The organism is Arcobacter rhizosphaerae (genome assembly GCF_049472155.1).
In the GTDB taxonomy this organism is placed as follows: Bacteria; Campylobacterota; Campylobacteria; order Campylobacterales; family Arcobacteraceae; genus Arcobacter_B.
This window is the reverse complement of sequence record NZ_JBMOVW010000003.1, coordinates 109,446-131,806: the sequence shown is the minus strand read 5'-3', so window position 1 is coordinate 131,806 and position 22,361 is coordinate 109,446. Positions and strand designations below refer to the sequence as shown.

Genomic DNA, 22,361 nt, shown 5'->3' with positions numbered 1-22,361 from the left:
TTAGTTTTAGTATTAGTTCTTTTTAGCATTGTTTTTTCAAGTAATGAAAAACAATCCGTAATGAATGCCGTAAAAAAAGTTATTCAAAAAGAAGAATATATTGCTCTTGCTATTAATAAATACATTTTACATACAGGAAAAATTCCTAAAAATGAAAACACAGGAGTATTAGACTGGAGTTTATTGTTAAATAAAGATTATTTAGGTTTAAAATTTGATAAAAACAATCCTCTAACAAATGCAGATATTGATGTAAAATTTGATGAAAATAATAACTGTTTTATTAAAGGTGCATTAGTAGATAATAAAAATTATAATAAGAATAATAGATACTTTTATAATTTTTATACAAATAGAATTTTTAGAGTAAATACACAAGCTCCTAAAAATAGTACTAAAATGGAAATTCTAAAAGGTTCACAAGTTTTATATGATAAAGCACAAAAACAAATTGTAAATTTATTAAATGATAATCAATTAGTAGTTTTAGATAATAAAAAATGTCCTGAGGGTAAAAACTACTATGAATTAAAAGGAAGTAGTCTTGTTTATAAATATTGTGAAAGTATAAATAATCATTTTGAAGTATATCAAGAAGAGCCAGTTTATGTTGAGGATGTGAATAATTTACTTCATATAAAAGCAAAAATTGGAGACAAAGCTTATGCTTTAAAAAATGGACAATGGTTTGAGTATTATTATCAAGGTGATGTTGAAATACCATGGGTTCCTGTAGCAACAGGTAGTGCTTTAAATAATCAAAGTGAAGATGAAGATATTGAAGATAGAATTATTTCTTATATACCAAACTCTAAAGATTTAGTTATTAGAAGAGATGGTGGATGTATGTTAGCAAATGGTGATATCTTTTGTTGGGGGAACAATGATTATAAAAAAGTAGGGATTAATTCTTTTGGTCAAATAGATAAAACTTTAAGTCCTGATTATGTAAATACACCTGTTATGTTAAAAGTTCAAATTGACGATGAACAAAAAATTGGTGGTGAATCAAGAAGAGATAAAAAATGGTATAACAATCCTTATCGAATAAAATTTGAGAAAATGTCTTTAAACAGTACTAATGTATGTGCAATCTCTCCAATTTTTGATTTTTTTCAAACAGGTATTACTAAAAAGTTTGGTGGAGATTTATATTGTAATGGTTTAATAAACTCTACTTATTATGAAGACATGCAAACTCAAATAAATTCAAGTTCAATCTTAAAAAGAAATAAGTTCTTCGCAAGAGGGAAAGATGATAAACTAAATAATTCAAATGAAATATATCTAAAAGATTTAGTAATGGTTGAAGATATCATCGCTGTGCTATCTGATGAGGGAGAAATTTATACAATAGGGAAAAACTATAATAAGGCTTTAGGTATTAACAAAAATGATACTTTTTATACTTCTTTAACTCCTATTAAAGTTTTAGCTGATGGGGTAGTTTTTGAAAAAGTTTTTGCATTAAGAGATACAAGAACTTTTGGTGCAATAGATACAAATAAAAACTTTTGGATATGGGGTGAAAGAAATGGAACTAATTATAGTAAACCAACTAGAATTTCATCTAAGAAGTTTAATCCTGATGCTATTTTTGTAAATACAAATGAGTTTGTTTTAAAAGGATTAGATAACTATTTTTATAGAACTACAAATGGACTTGATATAAGAAAAATTTCTTCAAGTACTATACCAGAAGATGCAATAAGTGTTTCTTATTATAAAGAAAATACGGGTAAAGAATCTATTCTTTATATCAATAAAGAACTTGAATTAAAAGGAGATTCTTCACTTTTAACATGTAAAAAACCAAATGGCACTAACTGTGTGACATCAGATAAGTTATTTGAAAAAGCAATTAATAAATTAAATACAAAAGAAAATATAATAAATAATAAAAAATATGCAAATTTTTCAAATGTATCAATTTTTAAGTTAGATCACAATATAAAAGAAATAAACGAAGATTATGAAGATGATACTATAGGATGGAATAGAAAAAGCGTTCATAATGGTGGAGAGGAAGCTACAAGATTTTTAGGAAGATATGCATATCCAAGTTATAATAGTAGTTTCTTATATAAGATTTTTGATTTTGGGACATCATTAAAAAATGAAAATGTAACTATTAAGCTTGATTTTTATGAAATTGACTCTTGGGATAGAGAATATTTTAGAGTATATGCAAATGATGTAAAAGTATTTGAAAAAAGATATAGAATAGATTTAGATGATACTTTTGATGATGGTGGTATTAAAATAAACGTTGATGGACAAAGTGGTTGGTGGGGACCTGCAGAAAAACATGCAATTTTAGTTAATACAAAACTTGATTCAAATGGTAAAATAAAACTTGCATTTGCTAGTACTTTAAATGGTGGTTCTCATGAAGAGTCTTGGGGGATTGATAATTTACAAATTTTAAGAAGTTCTGATGGTAAAGTATTAGCAAAAGAAGATTATGAAGATGATACAATTGGATGGAGTAATAAAAGTAGAACAAGAATTTTAGATAATGGGGATACTACACAAATACCAGCAACTACATTTTTAGGTAGATTTCCAATCGCTTATTCTAATAAAAGTCCTTTTATTTTAACTAAGACTTTTAGCTTTCCAGGATATGCAAATTATGAAGTAGAAATAGAGTTTGATTTTTATGAAATTGATACTTGGGATGGAGAAAGATTTGAGTTTTTCGCAAATGGAGAGTTATTGGCAAAAGATCACTTTGTAATGGATTTTCAACAATATTTAAAAGATAGTAATATTACGGGTATAGATTTACAAGATAATATTAGACCTGAAACAGGTTATGCCGAAGATCAAATGTATAGATATAAATTAAAAGCAAAACTTGATTCGCGTGGTAAGCTAGTGTTAAAGTTTAAAACAAGTCTTGAATTTACAGATCCTTTATATGCGAACTATTGGTCTAAGTTCTTTGAAGACGTAAATAACGAATCTTGGGGTATAGATAATTTAAAAATCAAGTTAAAAGAAACAGACAAAAAGTTTGTATGTGCTATGACTGGTTTAGGAAGTGCTTCTCAGATGTATTGTTGGGGAAATACGGCTAGAAGTGTTCCTCTTGTAAATACTTCTTTGTATAATGTGAATAAAATAGATACAGTTAATAAACTATTTATTACACAGAATAATGAAAAAAAAGAACAAATGTCATACGATGAATATTTTAATGACGGAAAGTTGTTCTTAAAATATCCTACATATATAGGTGGCTTTGATTATGAATTTTATTTTAAGTAAGGGAATTAGATGTTGAAAAAATTAAAGATTATAAGTATTTTTTTATTGAGTATATTATTTGGAACAGGTTGTTCTCAAAATTATCATAATGAGATGATGACACGTGCTAAAAAAAGTGTAAATAAAAAAAGTTTGATAAATATAAAAGAGTCTTATTCCCAATCTTTAGTTAATGAAAAAACAAATAAAAGAGATTATATAGATATCTCAAATGAGAAGTCATTATCAGCTGTTTTAAAAGAGTTAGAGCTTATAGATGGAAACTTTTACTTTTTAAAAAGTAGTGATTTATTGATTCCAAAAAGTAGAATGAAAATTCATAATATGTCAGAATTAAACCAATACTTAAATGCTGTCTTAGATAAAGAGTTATTTATTAAAAAAAGTGGCTCTATATATTTAGTGAAGTTATTAAGTAAGAGTGAAGCAAAAAGACAATCAATCGATAGAATTGCTTTTAAATTAGATGGAGAGATCTCCGTTGAAGAGTTAATGAAACTTATTACATCAGAATCTGGGTATGAAATATCAATTGGTTCTTATATTGAAGATACTCAAAAATTCCAAGATAGTATTATTTCAGTAAATACGAAAAATTTGATAGATGCAATAGACTCTATTGCTAATTCAAAAAATGTTTATGTTGATATAGATTATGATAAAGAAGTAATCAATATAAAAAGATATAAAGATGTTGTTGTTGAATTAAATATTCCTGTACTTAATCTAAAAACAACAAATGAAACATCGACAAAAGAAACATCAGGTGAAAGTACTATAGAAAATAGTTCTCAAATTGTTTTATATGATGAACTAAATAAAATGCTTGAAAATATAATCTCAAATGATGAAATTTCAACTTACCATATTGACAAAGCAAGTGGATTGATTTTCTTAAAGTCTACAAAATCTGTAGAAAATGCTGTAAGAACAATTGTAAAAGCTTATGAAGAGAGCTTTTCTAAAGAAACTACAATAGAGTTTGAAAGAATTGAGTTAGTCTTAAATAAAGGTAGAGAGTACGGAATAGGAACATTATCTTCAAATAGACAAACAAATGCAAATGCAGGGGTTGTAAAAACTATAAATGATGGAGGAACTTTTTCCTTTGTAAGTGATAATGCAAATAGACTTTTAAATTTAACTGGAACAGCAAATAATGAAGTAGGGAAAATCTTAAATTATAGTAAAAATGTTATTGTTCTAAAAAACAATATTCCTTCTGTTCAGTCAATTAGTCAAAATACTGATTATATAGAAAAGATTGAAACAACAAAAGATGAGAATGGAAATATTACTTCTGAGGCTACTGTAAATACTATAAAAGATGGTACATCTATTACAGCAATGGCAAAAATTTTAAGGGATAAGATTTTCTTAAATATAACTCCAAATATTAAAAAACTTATAAAAATTGATTCTAAAAAGATTGGAGATGCAGATATTCAACTTCCTCAATATAAAGATCAAAGTTATAATATTTCAAGAGAAGTTTCTTTAGGTGAAACAGTAGTTGTTGGTTCTATAATTGTTCATGATGATACAAAAGATTATCAAGGTGTTATTCCTTTAGAAGGATTTGCTGTAGGTGGTACAGATTCAAAAAAATATGTAAGAAGAGAAATTGTTTATATTGTTACGGTAAAAGATATAAAAGGTTTTTAATATGAGTATGTTTAAAGATCCTTATGAACAATTTCTTCTTGATTATTTAGTGACAAAGCTGGAAAATGGTTCTAATACAAGAAAAGCTTTGCTTTTATATAAAGAGCAAATTACAAGAGAAACAAACTTTAAAAAAAGACTTGAAGCTGCAATAAGAGATATGGAGTTAGGAAAACATAAACTTGAAGCAATTCTTTATAGAAATAAGTTTTTAAACTCTTTTCAATATAGTTTAGTAGTTAATAGTACTAATACTATTGATGGATTGAAATTAGTTTTGTCCTTTAAGAAAGCTAATTCAAATCTTTTAGTAAAAATGATAAATCCTATTTTTGTGCCAATGGGAATAATAATCTCAACTTTTTATGGCTTAGGTTTATATATAGATATGCTTCAAAAAGAGTTAGTTAATTTAAGAAAGTTAAATCCAGATGTAGAACAATTTTTAGGGATACCTGGTTATTTTACCCATGAAATAGCTTATATGGGCTTAGGTATATCAATTTTTATTACTTTATTTATTTTAATAGGATATGTTTATACTGAAAAGCTTAGACCTGCATGGTTATATAAAGTATTTAAAACACAAGCTTTTTCAGATGGTAGATTTATGTTTAGGATTTTAAATGGTATGTTAAGTGCTGGTATTTCTTTTCATAAGACTTCTTTAATTTTATCAAAAGATTATTTTAAAATTGGTCATAGACCATTTTTTAGAGAATTAGCAGATGTAATACAAAAAAATAAAAAACTTTATACAGTTTTTGAAAAATATAATTTTCCTACTATTATAACAGCAGATATAAAACTATCAGAGTTAAGTAAAACTAGTTATTCAGCTGTATCAAAAGCTTTATATCAAACTTGTGATACTATGTATGAAAAGAATATTGCTTATATGGTTCTTCAATGGAGATTCTTTTTTTGGTTAATAGCTATGCTTGTAACGGTTGTTATAGGTTCAGATATTATTAATTTAGTTATTAGTACGTTTACTTTTAAAACTTTATATCAATAAGAGTTTATGATGAAGAATATAATAAAAGATTTTTTTAAAAAGAGTACTAAAAAGATATCTTTGATATCTTTAACTAACTTACTGGGAACAGAAACAAAAATAAGTAAAAGTTTACTTCCAGAAGATAATCAAAATAGTAAATATAATATAAAACAAAATATACAAAATTTTAAAGAAAAAACAAATAAGTATATAAGTAAAAAAAATAAAGATGAAAGAAATTTATCAGAAACCATAGAAAACATGATAAAGAATAAGTATAAGCTTATTGGTGGATATGGAGATTTAATAGCAGATGAAAATAAATACAAAGAGTTTGTAGAGAGTTTAGGATATGAATATTATCCTTCTTATGCACAATTATCAGAAAAATATCAAGATACATCATATCAGTTAAATGAAGAAAAACTTGAACTTTGTACAAATATGTATATTATCACTTTAGAAGATAAAAAGAATAAAAATAAAGTTTTAGGTATTAGGGATGTAGTAAACTTAGAATTTGATATTTTAAGTAAGTTTTATTTTACAAAGATTGTTATTTTAGGAGAGGGGGTTTTATCTTCTGTATTTGGTGAAGATAGAGAGATTGTTTTTACTTCTCAAGATGATGTAGATAATGATGATGAAATTAATAAATATTTTGAAAAGATGATGGGACAAGCTATTTTATTAGGTGCTTCGGATATACATATTCAAAAAAATACAAGATCAGCTTCTTTATGGTTTAGAATTGATGGTATAAAACAAGATATGGGTACTATGCCAATTGCATTAGCAAAAACTTTAAAGAGAAGACTGGTTACTATGGCTGATCAAGAGGATTCAGATTATGAATCAATTAATGGTATGATAAATTATGAATATGGTAAAAAGAATATAAAATTCAGACTAGGTCTTATCAACTCAAAAATGAACTTTTCACTTGTAATGAGAATGATTGGAGGAAAAGGTGTTGTTTCTCATAATCTAAGAGGTTTAAATTATCCAGAAGAAACAGTGAATATTTTAAATAATTTAACAAAATATGCAAATGGTATGATTTTGATCACAGGACAAGTAGGTTCTGGTAAAACACACTTAATGTATGCTCTTTTACAAAAACTTGCACAACAGCAACAATATATAGTTACAATTGAAGACCCTGTGGAGTATGTAGATGATTCTTTTTTCCAAATTGATTTATCAGAGTTTGCTAGTGCGAGTGAAGAATTTAAGTATGGTTACCCGGAAGCTGTTGTTGATATCTTAAGACAAGATTCAAATATTATTCTTATTGGAGAAACAAGAGAACCAGAAACAGCATATCAATTGGTAAATGCTTCAAATTTAGGACAATTAGTATTCTCTACGATGCATACAAACTCAGCTCCTGCAACTGTATCAAGAATGACTAGTTCTTTAGGTATAAATGAAGGAGATATTGTAGATAACTTAAGAGGTATTGTATCTCAAAGATTAGTTAGAAAGCTTTGTGATTTTTGTAAAAAACCTGATGGAGAGGGTGGATATAAAAATGTTGGTTGTGAAGAGTGTAATAACACAGGATTTAAAGATAGAGTTCCTATCGCTGAGGTAGTAAGATTCAAAGTTGGATATGGAGGTGACTTTGATAATCCTGCTGAATATATGACTGTTGAGAAAGCTTGTATGGCTCAATATAATGAGGGATTAATTACAAAAGAAGATGCAACGGCAATTATAAGAGGTGAAGAGTTATGGTACGATTAGTTATAACTGATTTTTCATCAAGACAAGAGAATGAAGATTTTTATATTAATGATGAATTTGATGTTTTACAAAATATGTTCACATATAGTTCTTTTAAAAAGCATAGTGTTCTTTTATCAAAATATGAAACTAGTAATGAGGTATTTTCTTTAAATCTTTTATCTAAAAAATATTTAGATTATAATCAGATTTTGGTACATATAGCAGATGAAGAGTATTATATTCTTTTTAATCATAAGACAGTTTATACAGCAAAAATTAATCCAAATTTTATTACAGATGATATTACAAAATCAATTTTAATTACAAAACATATAGCAATGCTATCAAGTGGTGGGGATATTGAAAATATATATTATGTTTTAAATTCAAAATATGATAGTGCAATTGAAAATATATTTATACAGAATACTAAGCTAGATAACGGAGAGATAATTGCAAAAAAATTAGGAGATGTAGAGAAGTTAGTAGATGAACTTTCTCCTTTGGATACTTTAAATACTTATACTTTAAAAAGTTCATATATGATAGGCTTAATAATATTTATAGTTTCAATTGTCTTTTTTGCATTGCCTGCTTTTGAGAAAAAATATATTAAAAAAAGCTCTTTATCTTCTTTAGAAAATAATATAAAAGTACAAAAAAGATCTATTTTAAGACAGAAAATACTCTTAAGAACAGCAAAAAGAAAACAAAATGAATTAGTACAGTGTGTAACTAAGAAAGGAGTTTTAAAATGATTAGTTTTAGTAATAAAGAAATAAAAGCTTTTTCAAAAATTGCTATACTTATTCTTTTTATTTATATTGTTTCTTTCTTAGCTATTAAAGCAACTTCATATTATCAAACACAGATGAAGAAAGAACGTTTGACTTTGGAGTTAAGAGATAAAAAAATAGAATTTACTAAGCTTAAAAATGAAGTTAAAAAAGTAAAAGAACAAACTCAAAAAATAAAAGATAGCTATATTTCTCAAGATGAACTTTCTAAAAGAGTTACAAAAATATTTGAAAGAATGTCTATATTTGACTATAATTTAAAATACCTTAGCTCTAAAAAATTATGTATTGATAGATATATAATAATTGCACAATTAACAGCTACTAGTGACAAAGGAACAGAAGCTGGTGAGGGAATATTATCATATTTAGGGAAAATAAAAAAAAGTGAAACTAGTGATACTTTATATTATATAGATTATGTAGCAAGCCCAAAGGATTAAAATGAGAATATTTATTTTATTAATCATTTCTATAAATATTTTAACTGCTAATGCATATATAGATAATATAACTTTTCAAAAAATTAAAAAGCTGGTTCAAAAAGAAGAGCTAATAGCAAAAGCTTATAAAAACTATATTTATAAATATGGTAAAACACCTACTAATATGAAGGATTTAAAAGACAAATCAGAAATTTTACCTGCTGGTTTTACTACTTTAAATTATTTTAATAAACCAATAACTTTAACAAATATAGAAAATACGAAAATAGAAGTTAAACTAAATAGTGATTTACCTAAAGTTTTAAAAGAAAAAATAAATGTTTATGAGTATTATTATTCAAATAAGAATAGAGTTTATACTATTGCCCCAATTACAAGTCATAATAAAAGTATAAAAATCAAGTTATCAGAAGAAGATAAATATATTATAGAGTTTCAAGATCAGATTACTACAGATAAAACAGAGGCGAGAAATAAATATTATTTAGATGAACATGGAGTTTTACATTGGTATGATAATAGTAATAATTATAAGTTCTCTTATGGGAAAAATCTGATTCTTGATTCTAGTGTAAATATTTTTGATGAAATAACAGGTTTATATGATTCATCATTTAAATCTTTATTTCAATCTAAAAAAGTTCTTTATACAGGACTGCAAATATTTCATACAAAAGAAAATAAAGTTTTAGAATATTTAAACCTAGGAGAAAAAGGTAAAATAATAAAAGTAGGAGAAACTAGAAGAAGTTTAGGTGAAACTATATTGAAGTTTACAAGACGGGCAGGAGGAATGATTGTAAATGGAGATATTTATACTTGGGGAAATAATGCAAAGCAAGTTGTGGGAGTTGGTAAAAATACATATACTACAAAAAATGGTGAAATAGGAAAAGGTTATCCTGTAATTAATACTTTAGTTAAAGCTAAAGCAGTTACTTATGAAAATGATATTGATAGTAAACAATACTTTTCTTCTCCTTTAAGACCAAAATTCATTGAATTTACTTCTGATGTCTGGCATAGTACTTGTGGTGTTTCAATAAAAGGTGAATTGTATTGTGGTGGAACTGATGGAAATAATAACATTGAATTTGAAGGGAAAAGTAGTTCTTCTGAACTTTTATATAGAAGTAAATTTTTTAACGGTACGGATTTTAAAATAAAAAAAGTATTTTCTTTGTTGGCAACATATATTGCTTTAGGAAAACCAGCAAATGATAATCAATCTGGATATCTTATTTATTATTGGGGTGGTAATAATAAAAGAGGATATGGAGCAACAGGTTCTAATGTAGAGAAAAAGATAAATACTCCAACAAATGTGAGTAATATTAGATTTAAAGATTTAACTTATACTTTATCAGTATTTTATCGAAGGATTGCAGCTCTTACTCCTACTGGAGATATATATACATGGGGTTTAGATGATAATATCACATCTTTAAGTTGTATGCAAAATACTTCACTTGGAAATAAGAATTTTTGTAAACCAATAAAAGTAAATTCAGATGTAAATTTTGTTTCTTTATTAGGTGGACAAAGAGGTTTTCTTGCAAAAGATGATGAAGGGCAATTTTATAGAATAAGTCAAAAGAAAATAGGCACAAATGTTGGATTAGCAAAAGTTGATAAAATTAATGATCTTATTAAAAACTACAGTGATTATGACTTAGAAAATGATAGTGAAATCTTATCAGCTGATTTATCAAGTAAACTTAATAGTGGTGGAACTCTTGAATATGGAGAAGGAATAGTTTGGGTTAATAAAAAAAATGAACTAAAAGGTGATTATTTTACCTCTGATAATAAAGATGATGACTTTTTTAAAGAAGCAATAAAGAAAATAAAATGGAAAATAATTCGAGTTGTTGAAGATCAAAATGGTATGTGTGGTATTGATACAAATAATCAAATGTATTGTTGGGGAGATATGACATTTTTTGGTGGAGGAAATAATGCTGGGAATACTTTCATGTTACCAATGTTTACAGCAAATTTACATGACGAAAATAAAGATTTTCTTATGGCAGAAGGGGGAGATACTTTTGAAGGTAGTAAAAATGTAACAAATATGACTTCTGGTGATTGGGAAAAAGGTGAAAAGAAAGAGTATTTTATAAAATATCCTACTTACTTTGGGGGATTTAATTATGAGTTTGAATTTAAATAGAAATTAAAGGGAAATGATGAACAAAAATTTATTATATATATTATGCGTATTTATTTTTTTAAATAATAATCTTAATGCAGAAGATAAACTTGATCTTTTAGATAAACAGTCAAAAGAGTTCTTTAAAGCAATAACTGGTTTAGAAAAAGATTATTTAGAAAAACAAATTGTAGATATAAAAAAGAAAGCAGATAAAAAGGTAAAAAAATCAATTCCTGCTTTATCTAATCAAAATGCAAATTCATTAAATAATAATCAAATTATTGTTGAAAATCAAGTTTCTCAAGAAGAGTATGCAAAAAATGTTTTTCAATATGAAAATGAAATGGCACGTTTGACAACGGATTTTACTAGAACTAAAAAATTAAAAGATATAAAAATTAAAAGTATGTATAGTTTCAATTCAAATAAATATGTTGTCTTAAAACTTGTAGAAGATGAAAAAGAAGCTGAAAAAAATAAAGAAGCAAGTTTAAAAATTGAAGGAAGATATAAAAAAGGAGATGATCTTTTAACTCATAAAATAGTTGATATTAATACACAGACAAAAACAGTAACACTTTATAAAAAACTTGATGAGGATTACGGTTATTATATAATACTTAGTAATTATGGTATTTCTGTAAGTGACTTAAAAAAAGTTGAAAAAAAACAAAAAGAAGTTTTAAAGAATCAGAAAAAAGAAATCACTAAATCTTTAATAGACAAAGAAACAAAAGACTTTATAAAGTTTAAAGAAGTATCTACTAAAAAGGAAATAAAAAATATAAACGATTGTTTATTTAGAGTAAAGACTAATAGTTTAAATGTTAGAAATGATACTAGTACAGACGCAACAATAGTTAGAGTTTTAAGAAAAAATGATGAATTCACAATTCAAAGTAAAAAAGGTGATTGGGTTAAGATTAATACTCTTTATAAAAATAAATCTGGTGATGTAATGATTTTAGAAGATGAAAATAATTGGGTAAAAGTTTTAGGTAAACTTGTTGATTTTGATAATAGATGCTTATAAGGTAATATTTTGAATGATAAACTTAATGATATCAATATATCAATAAAAAAAATGCTTAAAAATGTAAAAAATGAAGTAGAAAAAATAAACTCTTTTTATTCTTCATTATTTATATTTGAAAATATGTTTACTACTGAAAGTAGTGGAAAAACTAGGCTTAATAGAAAGTTTTATAACAAAGTACATGGAGAAATAAAAAATAATATCTATCAAATCAACAGTATATTATCTGTTGTATTAGAAGAAATACGAGATACTATTGTTAAAGTATTAGATGAAAATGGTTTTAAAGATATCGTTTTAGATAAAGAGCTTGTATATGATGATGCAAGTTTTTATGAGTTATTTAAAATGGATTTAGAGTTGGTAAATTTAGAAGAAAATGAAAAAGTACAATTAATAGATAGTTTAGATAGCTTAACAGAATATAAAAATAAAATACATAATATAAGATATTTTATTTCTATGTTTGATACTTCTTATTTAAATAAGTACTTAAATAAATTAGGAATGGACGATTTAATTAATAATAAGTTCATTTTTGAATTAATTGATAGTTATGGTTTACAATTTGAAGGACTAAAAAGATTTGATGATATTTTAGAGAATTTTTATAACTTTGATAAAGAGACTAAAGACTTTAGTTTATTTAGTTCCCCAATAGAACTTGTACAAAGAAGAATAGATAATTATGTTTACGATAATGTAAGATATAAAATCCTTTTAGAATATGATAATCAAATAAAAAAATTAAAAAAACCTATAGAATTAAGTATTGCATATTTAGAAAATATAATTGTTAACTTTATTGAACAATCTTGCTTAGATTTAATAAAAAAAGAACTTAAAAGAGGAAAGATATCTAAAATTATTGAAATAAAAATCATTCAAACTCATACAAGTGTACAATTGGCTGTAAGGAATAATGGTTTTGAAGAAAAAGATATACATACAATGTATTTAGGTTCTGCTAATTCTGTAAATAATTATATAGTTAAGTCAAGAAACCTTGCTAGAATGATGGGAGGAACAGTAGATATTTCCACTCTAGAAAATACAGGAATGCAATATATATTTGATTTAAAAATCAAATAACCAAAAGCCTAAGCTTTTAGTTATTATTTAACTATCGAAAAAATTTCCAATAATCTCTTTTGATTTTTGTAAAGCTTTATCTGATGAGTCTTTATCATAAGTTAAAGCAACTGCCATTCTTCTTCCTTCATGTGATTGAGGTTTCCCAAATACTCTAATAATTGATTCTTTTGTAAAAGATGAATCAAAAATATCAATTTTAGGGTTAAAACTATCAGCCTTTGCTTTATATGCTGCACTTGCTCCACAACCATAATCAATGTAATCTAAAGGAAGATCTAATACAGCTCTTACATGAAGTGCAAACTCACTAGCACTTTGAGTAATCATAGTAACCATTCCTGTATCATGTGGTCTTGGACTTACTTCTGAGAAGTAAACTTCGTCACCTTTTACAAAAAGTTCAACACCAAAAATACCTCTACCACCTAAACCATCAGTGATTTTCTTAGCTATTTCTTTAGATTTTTCTTTTGCAGTTTCACTCATATTCATTGGTTGCCATGAGAAAATGTAGTCACCATCTTGTTGGATATGACCTATTGGTTCACAAAATACTGTTTGTTTTTCATTTCTAGCTGTAAGTAATGTAATCTCATAATCAAATGTAATAAACTCTTCAACGATTAATTCACTAGCATCACCTCTAGCTTCTTTTGCTAATTCCCAAGAGTTTTCAATATCATCAATAGATTTTGCAATACTTTGTCCATGACCAGATGAAGACATTACAGGTTTGATTACACAAGGGAAACCAATTTTAACAGCAGCCTCTTTTAATCCATCTAAAGTTGTTACAAACTCATATTTTGAAGTAGGAAGTCCAAGCTCTACTGCTGCAAACTCTCTAATGTTTTTCCTATTCATTGTTTTATTAACTGCATCAGCATTTGGGATTACATTAAAACCTTCTTTTTCAGCCTCAAAAAGTGCTTCAATACTTAAAGCTTCAACCTCAGGTAAAATATAATCAGGTCTTTCTCTTCTGATAATATCTAAAACTTCATTTTTATCTTTCATATTTATTGTGTAAGCTTTATTTGCCACAAGTTGTGCAGGTGCATTGTTATATGAATCAACGGCAATTGTTTCAATCCCTAATCTTTGTGCTTCAATAACAACTTCTTTTCCTAACTCTCCACTTCCTAATAACATGATTTTTATAGAATCAGACTTTAGAGGTGCTGTAAATATCATTTTTCTTCCTTTATTTTTTTATAGAATTTTTCATCATATTTGATTAAATTGTTTTTACTTATTACATTGTTTAAAATATCTAAATAGTTATGTCCTATTCCTGAATAATTGAGCATAGTTTGAGATAACTGTTTTCCTTGTGGAATTATACCTTTTTGTCTTTGTTCATATCTTTTATCTTGAAAGAGTTTATAAGCTCTATTTCTATTAAGATTTAGCATATATGCACTAATTGAATCTTGTATAGTTTTAAAAATTCTAATAAAATGAGTTGCATCTTCATCTCTATGAAGAGGCATCATTCCTATCTTTGCATTATAAGTCCAATGCCCAAATACATTATTGGCTTCTTTTATAAATCTACTTTTGCCCCAGCCACTTTCAACAGCAGCTTGTGCTAATGCCATAGAAGGAGGAACTATATCAATTTTTCTTAGATAATTTTCAAGTGAATATAGGTTTTTAATTCGATATTTTCTCTTTATTTCAAGAAGCTTTTTAAAAGATGGTGATTTAAAGTTTATATTTAAAATATTAGTTTTTAAATAGTTTTTTACAAAAGCACGCTCTTGTAAAATAGCAATATTTTCATTTTCAATTAGTTTATAAAAGTATTCAAAAAAGTATTTTTTTGACTCTTTTGTTGAAGATATTTTATAATACTCTTTTGGTAAGGCACCACTTAATATAGTGGTGGTTACCAACCCTAAAGTTATAAGTAATTTTTTTATTGTTAGTAGTTTCATATATTAAACTGTTGTAGTAAATACTTTTTTTACAGCACCTTTAAAATAGATTTTTTCATCTATTTTAGAGATTGTAAGCTCTTCATTACTTTTTGGATAAACAAATGTCTTTTGCTCAACTAAATCTAGATCATTTGCTCTTAAAAAACACGCAACCATTCCAGTACCGCAAGCAAGTGTTTCACCCTCAACACCTCTTTCATAAGTCCTAACTTTTAAAGTTCCATTATTTTCAACTTTAGCAAAATTTACATTTGCATTATGTTCATATCGCATTTTTGCACATAAGTCATGATTGTATTCTCTCAAATCATCAACTAAGGTTACTAAATGAGGAACTCCCGTATCAATTAAATACCAAGTATATCCTTCTTGTTCAAAAGCTTCTTTAATGATGATAGGTTTAGTCATTTGAGTTTCAACAATATCTTTATTTACATTTGACTCTATTAAACCAGCTTGTGTTAAAAATTTCATTGAAGAATTTGCTAAACCATTGTTATAAGCATAGTGTGCAACTGCTCTTGTAGCATTTCCACACATACTAGCTTCACTTCCATCGCTATTATAAAAAAGCCATTTAAAATCAGCTTCACTACTTGGAACAAGTGCCACAAAACCATCAGCTCCAATTCCTTCATTTCTATTACAGTATTTTATAGCTTCTTTTGAGTAGTCTTTTTCTACAAAAGTGTGAAAAATTACAAAGTCATTTCCACTTGCACTATATTTAGTGTATGTCATATTATCTCCTCCATAATTCTTTCTACTTCTCTTTGAAGATTTTTTAAATCTTTTGAGTTATCTATTACCATGTCAGCTAACTCTTTTTTCTTTTCAATATCCCATTGATTTGAGATTTTTAAAATAGCTTCTTCTTCATTGATATTATCTCTTTTCATTAATCTTTGAATTTGTATATCTCTTGGAGTATATATAACTAAAGATCTAGGAATTGGATAGTGCATTTTCTCAAAAAATAAAGGTATATCAATAAAATAAGGTTTATTTTGACTTTCAAAAAGTCTTGATGACTTAATAATCTCTTCTTTGATAAGTGGATGAAGTAAGGCTTCAAGTTTTAACTTATTTTCTTCATTACTAAAGATTATTTTACCTAACTCTTTTCTGATTACTTTATTATCACTATCTACATATTGAGATCCAAACATTTCTGCAATTTTAGCACTATTCTCATCTAAGAGTTTATGAGCTATTTTATCTGCATCAATAATTAAGAAACCATGTAGTTTAAAAAGGTTACAAACTGTACTTTTCCCAGTGGAAATTCCGCCTGTCAAGGCTATTGCATTTTTAAATAAATCACTATTCATGTAAATGATTCTACTATAATAATGATTTATTTAAAATTTAATGTGAGATTTTATCTTTTAGCGATACCTGTAAGTGCTACATGTTCAGCTTTTGGGAATACAAAAACAGCATTATGAATTTCACTTGAGTAGTATTGTAAATCATCTAATAAATCAGATCTTTGTAATACAATATCTGCTGTAGGATGGTATCTTTTTGAAGCTAAAATAGATGTTTGATGACCAAATCTAAATGGCATAGCAATCCAGAATTTCTCACCTACAAGTTTTAAATCAGCTTTTAATTTTTCTTCATTTTTAGAGAAAGATTCAGTGGCAAAAGTGATTAATCCATCATCTTTTAAAACTCTTTCAATATTTGCTAATAATAATTCATCTACTTCAACATCTGTTAAAATAACTACATCAATATCTTTTTCATTTTTTGATGTTAAAAGTGATTTATCTCCAAACTCAATGTTTGAAACTTTATTATGTTTAGCAGCCTGTTCTTTTAATTCTTCATCTGCACTACCGATAATTAATACATTTGAAGCTTCTTTATGTGTACATAATGGTAGGTGTACCATCATTTCATTAAATGCGTTATTATTCATTATATATAATCCTTAATATTTATAAACATTTTGTTATAATACCAAAAAAATTTTAAACTAAGTTAGATATTAGAAAACTCGTAAGAAAAAAGGTGAAAAATGGCAACAGTTAGTTACAAAGATGCTGGTGTAGATATTGATGCTGGGAATCAGTTTGTAGAAAACATTAAACCACATGTTAAATCAACTATGATACCAGGTGTATTAGGTGGAATTGGTTCATTTGCAGGTGCATTTGAATTACCAGAAGGTTATAAAAAACCAGTAATCTTATCAGGAACTGATGGAGTTGGTACAAAATTAAAGTTAGCAATAGATGCTAAAAAATTTGATACAGTTGGTATTGACTTAGTAGCAATGTGTACAAATGATTTATTATGTAACTTTGGAGAGCCATTATTCTTCTTAGATTATTATGCAACTGCAAAATTAGAAGTTGAAGAAGCTACTGATGTTGTAAAAGGAATTGCAGAGGGTTGTATTAGATCTGAGTGTGCCTTAGTTGGTGGTGAAACTGCTGAGATGCCAGGAATGTATAAAGAAGGTGATTTCGATTTAGCTGGTTTTTGTGTTGGAATTGCTGAAAAAGAAGAATTAAACAGAATTGAAAGAATTGCTGCTGGTGATACTTTAATCGCATTACCATCTTCAGGAGTTCACTCAAATGGATTCTCACTTGTAAGAAAGCTATTATTAGAAAAACTTGGAATGACATTAGATGATGACTTCCAAGGTCAACCTTTAAAAGATGTATTATTAGAACCAACAAGAATTTATGTAAAAGAGTTCAAAGCAAATAAAGAAAATATCAACGCATTAGCTCACATCACTGGTGGTGGTATTACTGAGAACTTACCAAGAGTTTTACCTGATAACCTAAAAGCTGTTGTAAAAAGAGATTCAATCAAAGTTTTACCAATCTTTGAATTTATGTCACAACACGTTGAACTAGAAGAAATGTACAGAACATTCAATATGGGTGTTGGTATGGTTCTAGTTGTAAACCCTGCAAATGTAGATGCTGTTTTAGCAAACACTGATGGTTATGTAATTGGTGAAATTGCTGAGGGTGAAAAGGGTGTAGAGTTTATTTAGCATAAACACCTTTGTTAAGATACAAAAAAGGGTAAGTTTTTAACTTACCCTTTTTTTATTTATATAATATTTTAAAATCTCTATTGTTTTTGAAGCATATCCCCATTCATTGTCATACCAAACTAAAAGTTTTATCATTTTTTTATTTTTAACATCTGTATATCTGTGATCAATTATAGTTGTAAATTTTTCTTTTTTAAAATCACTTGATACAAGAGGTTCGTAGTTGTTTAAAACTATAGGATGTTTTTGATTTTCTTCAAACTCCTCAAATATGTTGATGATTTCTTCTTTTGATGTGTTTTCTTTTGTAAATAAACATACATTTATAGCACCTACTGTATCTGTTGGAACCCGAAGAGAGCTTGAAGAGATTAAATCATGGTTTATTTCTGTCATCACATAAGAACAGGCTTTTATCGTCGTAGTATTATTTGGAATAATATTTTGAGTAGCTGATCTACCAAACTCAAAATTATAGTCTACATCTCTTGTGGCACTTCCTACAAAATTACCATCTAAAACTCTTTGATGATTTAATAAAGGATGAATCGTAGCAATATCTCCACAAACAATCTCTTTTTTATCATGTATTATTTTAAGTGCAGGAAGTAAAGCTGTGGCATTACAAGAGCTAGTAGAGATTACTTTATGTATTTTTATATCAAGTTCTTGCTCATTTACTCCTAAGATAATATTTTTATGGGCATTTTGATTTGCATGTGTTAAAAAGATAGCTTTTACATCAAGTTTTTCTAGCTTAGCATTATCATGTTTTACTCCACTTGCATCTATTATAAAGTCTATATCTTTTAAATCTATTTCAAATAAGCTTTTATAATTTAAGATTTTAATTTTTGTAGAGCTATTTTTTATAAAGTTATTATCTATAACTTTAAACTTATCATCTAAGTTTCCATAAGTAGAATCATAGTTTATTGAATAAACTATATTTTTTATATATGGATTTATTTCATTAATCGCAACTATCTCAAAGTTAGAATTATCAAGTAATTGTTTTAAAATAGCTTTTCCAATTCTACCTACACCATTTAATAGTATTTTATGTTTCATTTTTTATGACCTGTATTTTATATGCTTTTATTTTATCATATCTTACATTAGTTGATTTTCAAAGAGTTTTATTATAAGTAAAAATTATATATTTAAAATAAATTATAATTATAATTTTAAGCAAGATTTAAAATGTTTTAGTATAGAATTCTTTTATCAAAGGAAAAATATTATCCTTTGTGAATCAAGTTAAAGGAAGTAAAATGGCTTGTGATACAGGTTCAAAACCAATTGAAGAGAATAAAACAGTTATTAACAATGAAAATAAAATACAAGAAAATAATAAAAAGGAAAATCAAATGAGTTCAAGTTTAGTTTTAAGAAAAGCCCCAGAGTTTAAGATGGAAGCGTATGATTCAAAATCAGGACATTATGTAGAAGTAAAAAGTGAAGATTATAAAGGTAAATGGCACGTAGTTTGTTTTTATCCTGCTGATTTTACTTTTGTTTGTCCAACTGAAATTGCAGCAATGAATGCAAAATATGATGAGTTTCAAGAATTAGGTGTTGAAATTTTAGCTGTTTCTACTGATACAAAATTTTCACATAAAAGATTTGTTGAAACAGAACCTTTATTAGAAGGATTAAAATTAACAATAGGAGCTGATAGTACTGGTGCAGTAAGTAGAGCTTTTGGTGTTATGATTGAAGAAGAAGGAGTTGCTTTAAGAGGAAGATTTTTAATCAATCCAGAAGGAACAGTAGTAGCTCAAGAAGTTCAAGCTCCAATGGTTGGAAGAAATGTAAATGAATTTTTAAGACAAGTAAAAGCATGGCAACATGCAGAAAAAACTGGTGAAGTTTGCCCTGCTGGGTGGGTTCCTGGTAAAAAAACACTTCCTGTAAATACAGATGTTGAACAAATGACAGGTAGAGTTGGAGATTATATTACAATAGATGAAATTTTATCTTAATTTTAAATGTTTTGGTAAGTAGAAGTCTTTACTTCTACTTATTGTTCTTCCATTTCAATAAAAAGAAAATGTGCATTTTCTATAGCTTTAATTTCAAGTTTTCTCTCTTTTGTAATTTCCATTGCATCCCCATCGTTTAATTCAATACCATTTATAAAAGCAGTTCCTTCAATCAATGTAAAGTAGACTTGTTTACCTTCTCCTATTTTATAATCAATTATTTTGTCTTTTTCAAGTTCACTTACATAAATTTCGACATCTTGGTAGATTTTTATTGGTGCATTTCCTTTTTGAGATGAAACAATATTTAAAAGCTTATTTTCTCTTTGTTCTTTAGTGAATTTTTGTGAACCATAAAGTCTAGGCAAAGCTTTTTGGGGTGGATAAATCCAAATTTGTAAAAGTCTTAAGTCTTTTGTCTCATGAATATTATGCTCACTATGAAAGATACCATTTCCGGCACTTAGATACTGAACTTCGCCTCTTTTTAAAGTCTCTTGATTTCCCATTGAGTCTTTATGTGTAATCTCTCCATCAACTATATATGAAATAATTTCCATATTTTCATGGGGATGGGTATCAAAGCCACTTTTGGGATGAACAATATCATCATTTAAAACTCTTAAAACTCCAAAATTTACATTTTCAGGATTTCTATACTCTGCAAATGAGAAATGAAATCTACTCTCTAACCAACCTAAATTTGAAGTTCCCATATTTTCTTTTGGTAATTTTTTTAACATTTTTAATCCTTTGTATCAAAAGCAAAACATTCCATTGAGATATTTGAGTAAACCATCTCTTTATTAAATGAAGTTCCTTTTTTATTTAAAGCACTACCAAATGCAATAAATAACGGTAGAAAGTGTTCATCACTTGGATGATTCATATAAAAAGTAGGTTCTTCTCTACTTTTTAATAACTCTTGTTTTTTACCATTAGTTATTACATCATATATATAATCATTAAAATCTTTTGCATACTGTTTTACTGTAGGGTTTGCACTCATATCACTTAGATTATGTGTTACTCCACCACTTGTAATTATCATTGCTTCATCTTTTAGTTCTGTTAGAATTTCTCCTAAGTCTATTAGTTGTTCATCACTAAAACTTCTAGGTAGACTTATTTGAACAACAGGAATATCTAAATTTTCATACATCATAGATAAAGTTGTCCAAACTCCATGATCAAAACTATTTTTGCCTTTGTGTATTGAAGCATTTAAATTATGGGAATTTAGATGCTTCAAAACTTTAAGAGAACAAAGTTTATCACTATTTATTTCGTATTCATATTCATATAGCTCTTTTTCAAAACCATAAAAATCATACATTAGTTCAGGCTTTTCATAATCTAAAATTTTTAAGTCATTAGTTATATAATGAGCAGAAAAGATAATAATATATTTTGGTTTTTCAAGAGTTTTTGCAAACTTTTTTATATTTTTCTTTGAAAAGGAGTTACCTAATATTATATTTGGTGCTCCATGCGAAATAAATAGTGAGGGGTACATGATATATCCTTATTTTTTTAAGATACTTTCTAGTTTCTACTAGTTAGTACTATTTATTTAAAATTTTTAATTGGCTTTATAAACTTTGTCTAATAAGTTGTATAAAGTGTCTAATTCTTCATCACTTAATACCTCAAGTGACTTATGTAAATTTTGCGCGTGGTTTGGAAAAACTGATTTAATTACTTCAACACCTTTAGGAGTAAGTGTCAAAATTGAAGCTCTTTTATCTTCGGGGTCACAAATAGATGTAATCCATTTATCTCTTTTTAGATTTCTTACTACAACAGTTATATTTCCAGGAGTACTCATGGTAAGTTTTGTAATTGAGCTAATATTTAAATTTCCTCTATGATAAAGTACTTCAAGTACTTTAAATTGATTAAATGTAAGGTTGAACTCATTTAAGTAATTAACAGTTTTATTATGTATTTTTAATCTAAGTCTTTCAAGTCTAACGACTGCTTTCATAGATTTGTCAGTTCTTTTTCCATAACTTATTTTATTCATAATTACTCCTTGTTGAAATTATAGTACTAATTAGTATTAAATGTCAAGTTTTAAGAAATTAAAATTTCTATTAATTTTATAGAAAAGTTTATATATTTGTATTTGGACTGTGAGTAAATTTATAATTTAAAGTGAAAGATAAGGGTTTTATGTATTAAAAAAGAGCTAAACTTTAAAATCTAGC

The 22,361-nt window shown here is 26.7% G+C and carries 20 protein-coding genes; 11 read left to right on the top strand and 9 right to left on the bottom strand.

What is annotated here, in order from left to right; genetic code table 11:
- The first annotated feature begins 60 nt into the window (after positions 1 to 60).
- Genes ACH5BH_RS06545 through ACH5BH_RS06505 form a run of 9 tightly spaced genes read left to right on the top strand, consistent with a single transcriptional unit; the run spans position 61 to position 13,195 of the window.
- Complete coding sequence (locus ACH5BH_RS06545) at positions 61 to 3,273, top strand: hypothetical protein (RefSeq protein ID WP_423297822.1); 3,213 nt, start codon at positions 61 to 63, stop codon at positions 3,271 to 3,273.
- A 9-nt stretch (positions 3,274 to 3,282) separates the two neighbouring features.
- Positions 3,283 to 4,938: a hypothetical protein gene (locus ACH5BH_RS06540; protein WP_423297821.1), complete on the top strand. Its 1,656-nt coding sequence runs from the start codon at positions 3,283 to 3,285 to the stop codon at positions 4,936 to 4,938.
- A gap of 1 nt (position 4,939) precedes the next feature.
- A complete protein-coding gene (locus ACH5BH_RS06535) occupies positions 4,940 to 5,956 on the top strand; it encodes a hypothetical protein (protein WP_423297820.1) in 1,017 nt (338 codons plus the stop codon).
- A 9-nt stretch (positions 5,957 to 5,965) separates the two neighbouring features.
- Positions 5,966 to 7,687: a GspE/PulE family protein gene (locus tag ACH5BH_RS06530; protein WP_423297819.1), complete on the top strand. Its 1,722-nt coding sequence runs from the start codon at positions 5,966 to 5,968 to the stop codon at positions 7,685 to 7,687.
- Positions 7,675 to 8,427 (top strand): hypothetical protein, encoded by a 753-nt coding sequence (locus tag ACH5BH_RS06525; protein ID WP_423297818.1) that lies wholly within the window; start codon positions 7,675 to 7,677, stop codon positions 8,425 to 8,427. The genes ACH5BH_RS06530 and ACH5BH_RS06525 overlap by 13 nt, the downstream gene beginning before the upstream one ends.
- The gene (locus ACH5BH_RS06520; protein ID WP_423297817.1) at positions 8,424 to 8,909 is read left to right on the top strand and encodes a hypothetical protein; all 486 of its coding nucleotides are present in this window, start codon (positions 8,424 to 8,426) and stop codon (positions 8,907 to 8,909) included. Before ACH5BH_RS06525 ends, ACH5BH_RS06520 begins: the two co-directional genes overlap by 4 nt.
- 1 nt (position 8,910) lies before the next feature.
- Positions 8,911 to 11,085: a hypothetical protein gene (locus ACH5BH_RS06515; protein ID WP_423297816.1), complete on the top strand. Its 2,175-nt coding sequence runs from the start codon at positions 8,911 to 8,913 to the stop codon at positions 11,083 to 11,085.
- 16 nt (positions 11,086 to 11,101) lie between these two features.
- Positions 11,102 to 12,100, top strand: a complete 999-nt coding sequence (locus ACH5BH_RS06510) for an SH3 domain-containing protein (RefSeq protein ID WP_423297815.1) — start codon at positions 11,102 to 11,104, stop codon at positions 12,098 to 12,100.
- A gap of 9 nt (positions 12,101 to 12,109) precedes the next feature.
- Positions 12,110 to 13,195 carry a hypothetical protein gene (locus ACH5BH_RS06505; protein ID WP_423297814.1) on the top strand — a complete coding sequence of 362 codons (1,086 nt, stop codon included), beginning with the start codon at positions 12,110 to 12,112 and terminating at the stop codon, positions 13,193 to 13,195.
- Between the two features lie 27 nt (positions 13,196 to 13,222).
- Here ACH5BH_RS06505 and purT read toward each other — a convergent pair whose 3' ends face one another.
- From purT to ACH5BH_RS06480, 5 genes are read right to left on the bottom strand one after another with little or no spacing between them, the layout of a single operon-like run.
- A complete protein-coding gene (gene purT / locus ACH5BH_RS06500; RefSeq protein ID WP_423297813.1) occupies positions 13,223 to 14,392 on the bottom strand; it encodes a formate-dependent phosphoribosylglycinamide formyltransferase in 1,170 nt (389 codons plus the stop codon).
- Positions 14,389 to 15,138: a glucosaminidase domain-containing protein gene (locus tag ACH5BH_RS06495; RefSeq protein ID WP_423297812.1), complete on the bottom strand. Its 750-nt coding sequence runs from the start codon at positions 15,136 to 15,138 to the stop codon at positions 14,389 to 14,391. Before ACH5BH_RS06495 ends, purT begins: the two co-directional genes overlap by 4 nt.
- A 3-nt stretch (positions 15,139 to 15,141) precedes the next feature.
- Positions 15,142 to 15,882 carry a diaminopimelate epimerase gene (dapF, locus tag ACH5BH_RS06490; protein WP_423297811.1) on the bottom strand — a complete coding sequence of 247 codons (741 nt, stop codon included), beginning with the start codon at positions 15,880 to 15,882 and terminating at the stop codon, positions 15,142 to 15,144.
- Positions 15,879 to 16,472, bottom strand: a complete 594-nt coding sequence (gene coaE / locus ACH5BH_RS06485) for a dephospho-CoA kinase (RefSeq protein WP_423297810.1) — start codon at positions 16,470 to 16,472, stop codon at positions 15,879 to 15,881. The genes dapF and coaE overlap by 4 nt, the downstream gene beginning before the upstream one ends.
- 50 nt (positions 16,473 to 16,522) lie before the next feature.
- Complete coding sequence (locus tag ACH5BH_RS06480) at positions 16,523 to 17,068, bottom strand: spermine/spermidine synthase domain-containing protein (RefSeq protein ID WP_404304876.1); 546 nt, start codon at positions 17,066 to 17,068, stop codon at positions 16,523 to 16,525.
- 99 nt (positions 17,069 to 17,167) lie between these two features.
- Here ACH5BH_RS06480 and purM point away from each other — a divergent pair, with 99 nt between their 5' ends.
- Positions 17,168 to 18,163 carry a phosphoribosylformylglycinamidine cyclo-ligase gene (gene purM / locus ACH5BH_RS06475; protein ID WP_404304874.1) on the top strand — a complete coding sequence of 332 codons (996 nt, stop codon included), beginning with the start codon at positions 17,168 to 17,170 and terminating at the stop codon, positions 18,161 to 18,163.
- Between the two features lie 39 nt (positions 18,164 to 18,202).
- Here the strand turns inward: purM and ACH5BH_RS06470 are convergent, their stop codons facing one another.
- The gene (locus ACH5BH_RS06470; protein WP_423297809.1) at positions 18,203 to 19,237 is read right to left on the bottom strand and encodes a glyceraldehyde 3-phosphate dehydrogenase NAD-binding domain-containing protein; all 1,035 of its coding nucleotides are present in this window, start codon (positions 19,235 to 19,237) and stop codon (positions 18,203 to 18,205) included.
- A gap of 203 nt (positions 19,238 to 19,440) precedes the next feature.
- Here ACH5BH_RS06470 and ACH5BH_RS06465 point away from each other — a divergent pair, with 203 nt between their 5' ends.
- Positions 19,441 to 20,151 (top strand): peroxiredoxin, encoded by a 711-nt coding sequence (locus ACH5BH_RS06465; protein WP_423297944.1) that lies wholly within the window; start codon positions 19,441 to 19,443, stop codon positions 20,149 to 20,151.
- A gap of 38 nt (positions 20,152 to 20,189) precedes the next feature.
- Here the strand turns inward: ACH5BH_RS06465 and ACH5BH_RS06460 are convergent, their stop codons facing one another.
- The 3 genes from ACH5BH_RS06460 to ACH5BH_RS06450 all read right to left on the bottom strand — a co-directional run bounded on the left by ACH5BH_RS06460 (position 20,190) and on the right by ACH5BH_RS06450 (position 22,177).
- Positions 20,190 to 20,894, bottom strand: coding sequence for a pirin family protein (locus ACH5BH_RS06460; RefSeq protein ID WP_423297808.1), 705 nt, complete (start codon positions 20,892 to 20,894; stop codon positions 20,190 to 20,192).
- Between the two features lie 2 nt (positions 20,895 to 20,896).
- Positions 20,897 to 21,667 (bottom strand): DODA-type extradiol aromatic ring-opening family dioxygenase, encoded by a 771-nt coding sequence (locus tag ACH5BH_RS06455; protein ID WP_423297807.1) that lies wholly within the window; start codon positions 21,665 to 21,667, stop codon positions 20,897 to 20,899.
- Between the two features lie 66 nt (positions 21,668 to 21,733).
- Entirely contained in the window at positions 21,734 to 22,177 is a 444-nt protein-coding gene (locus tag ACH5BH_RS06450) for a MarR family winged helix-turn-helix transcriptional regulator (RefSeq protein WP_404304866.1), read from the bottom strand.
- Between the last annotated feature and the right edge of the window lie 184 nt (positions 22,178 to 22,361).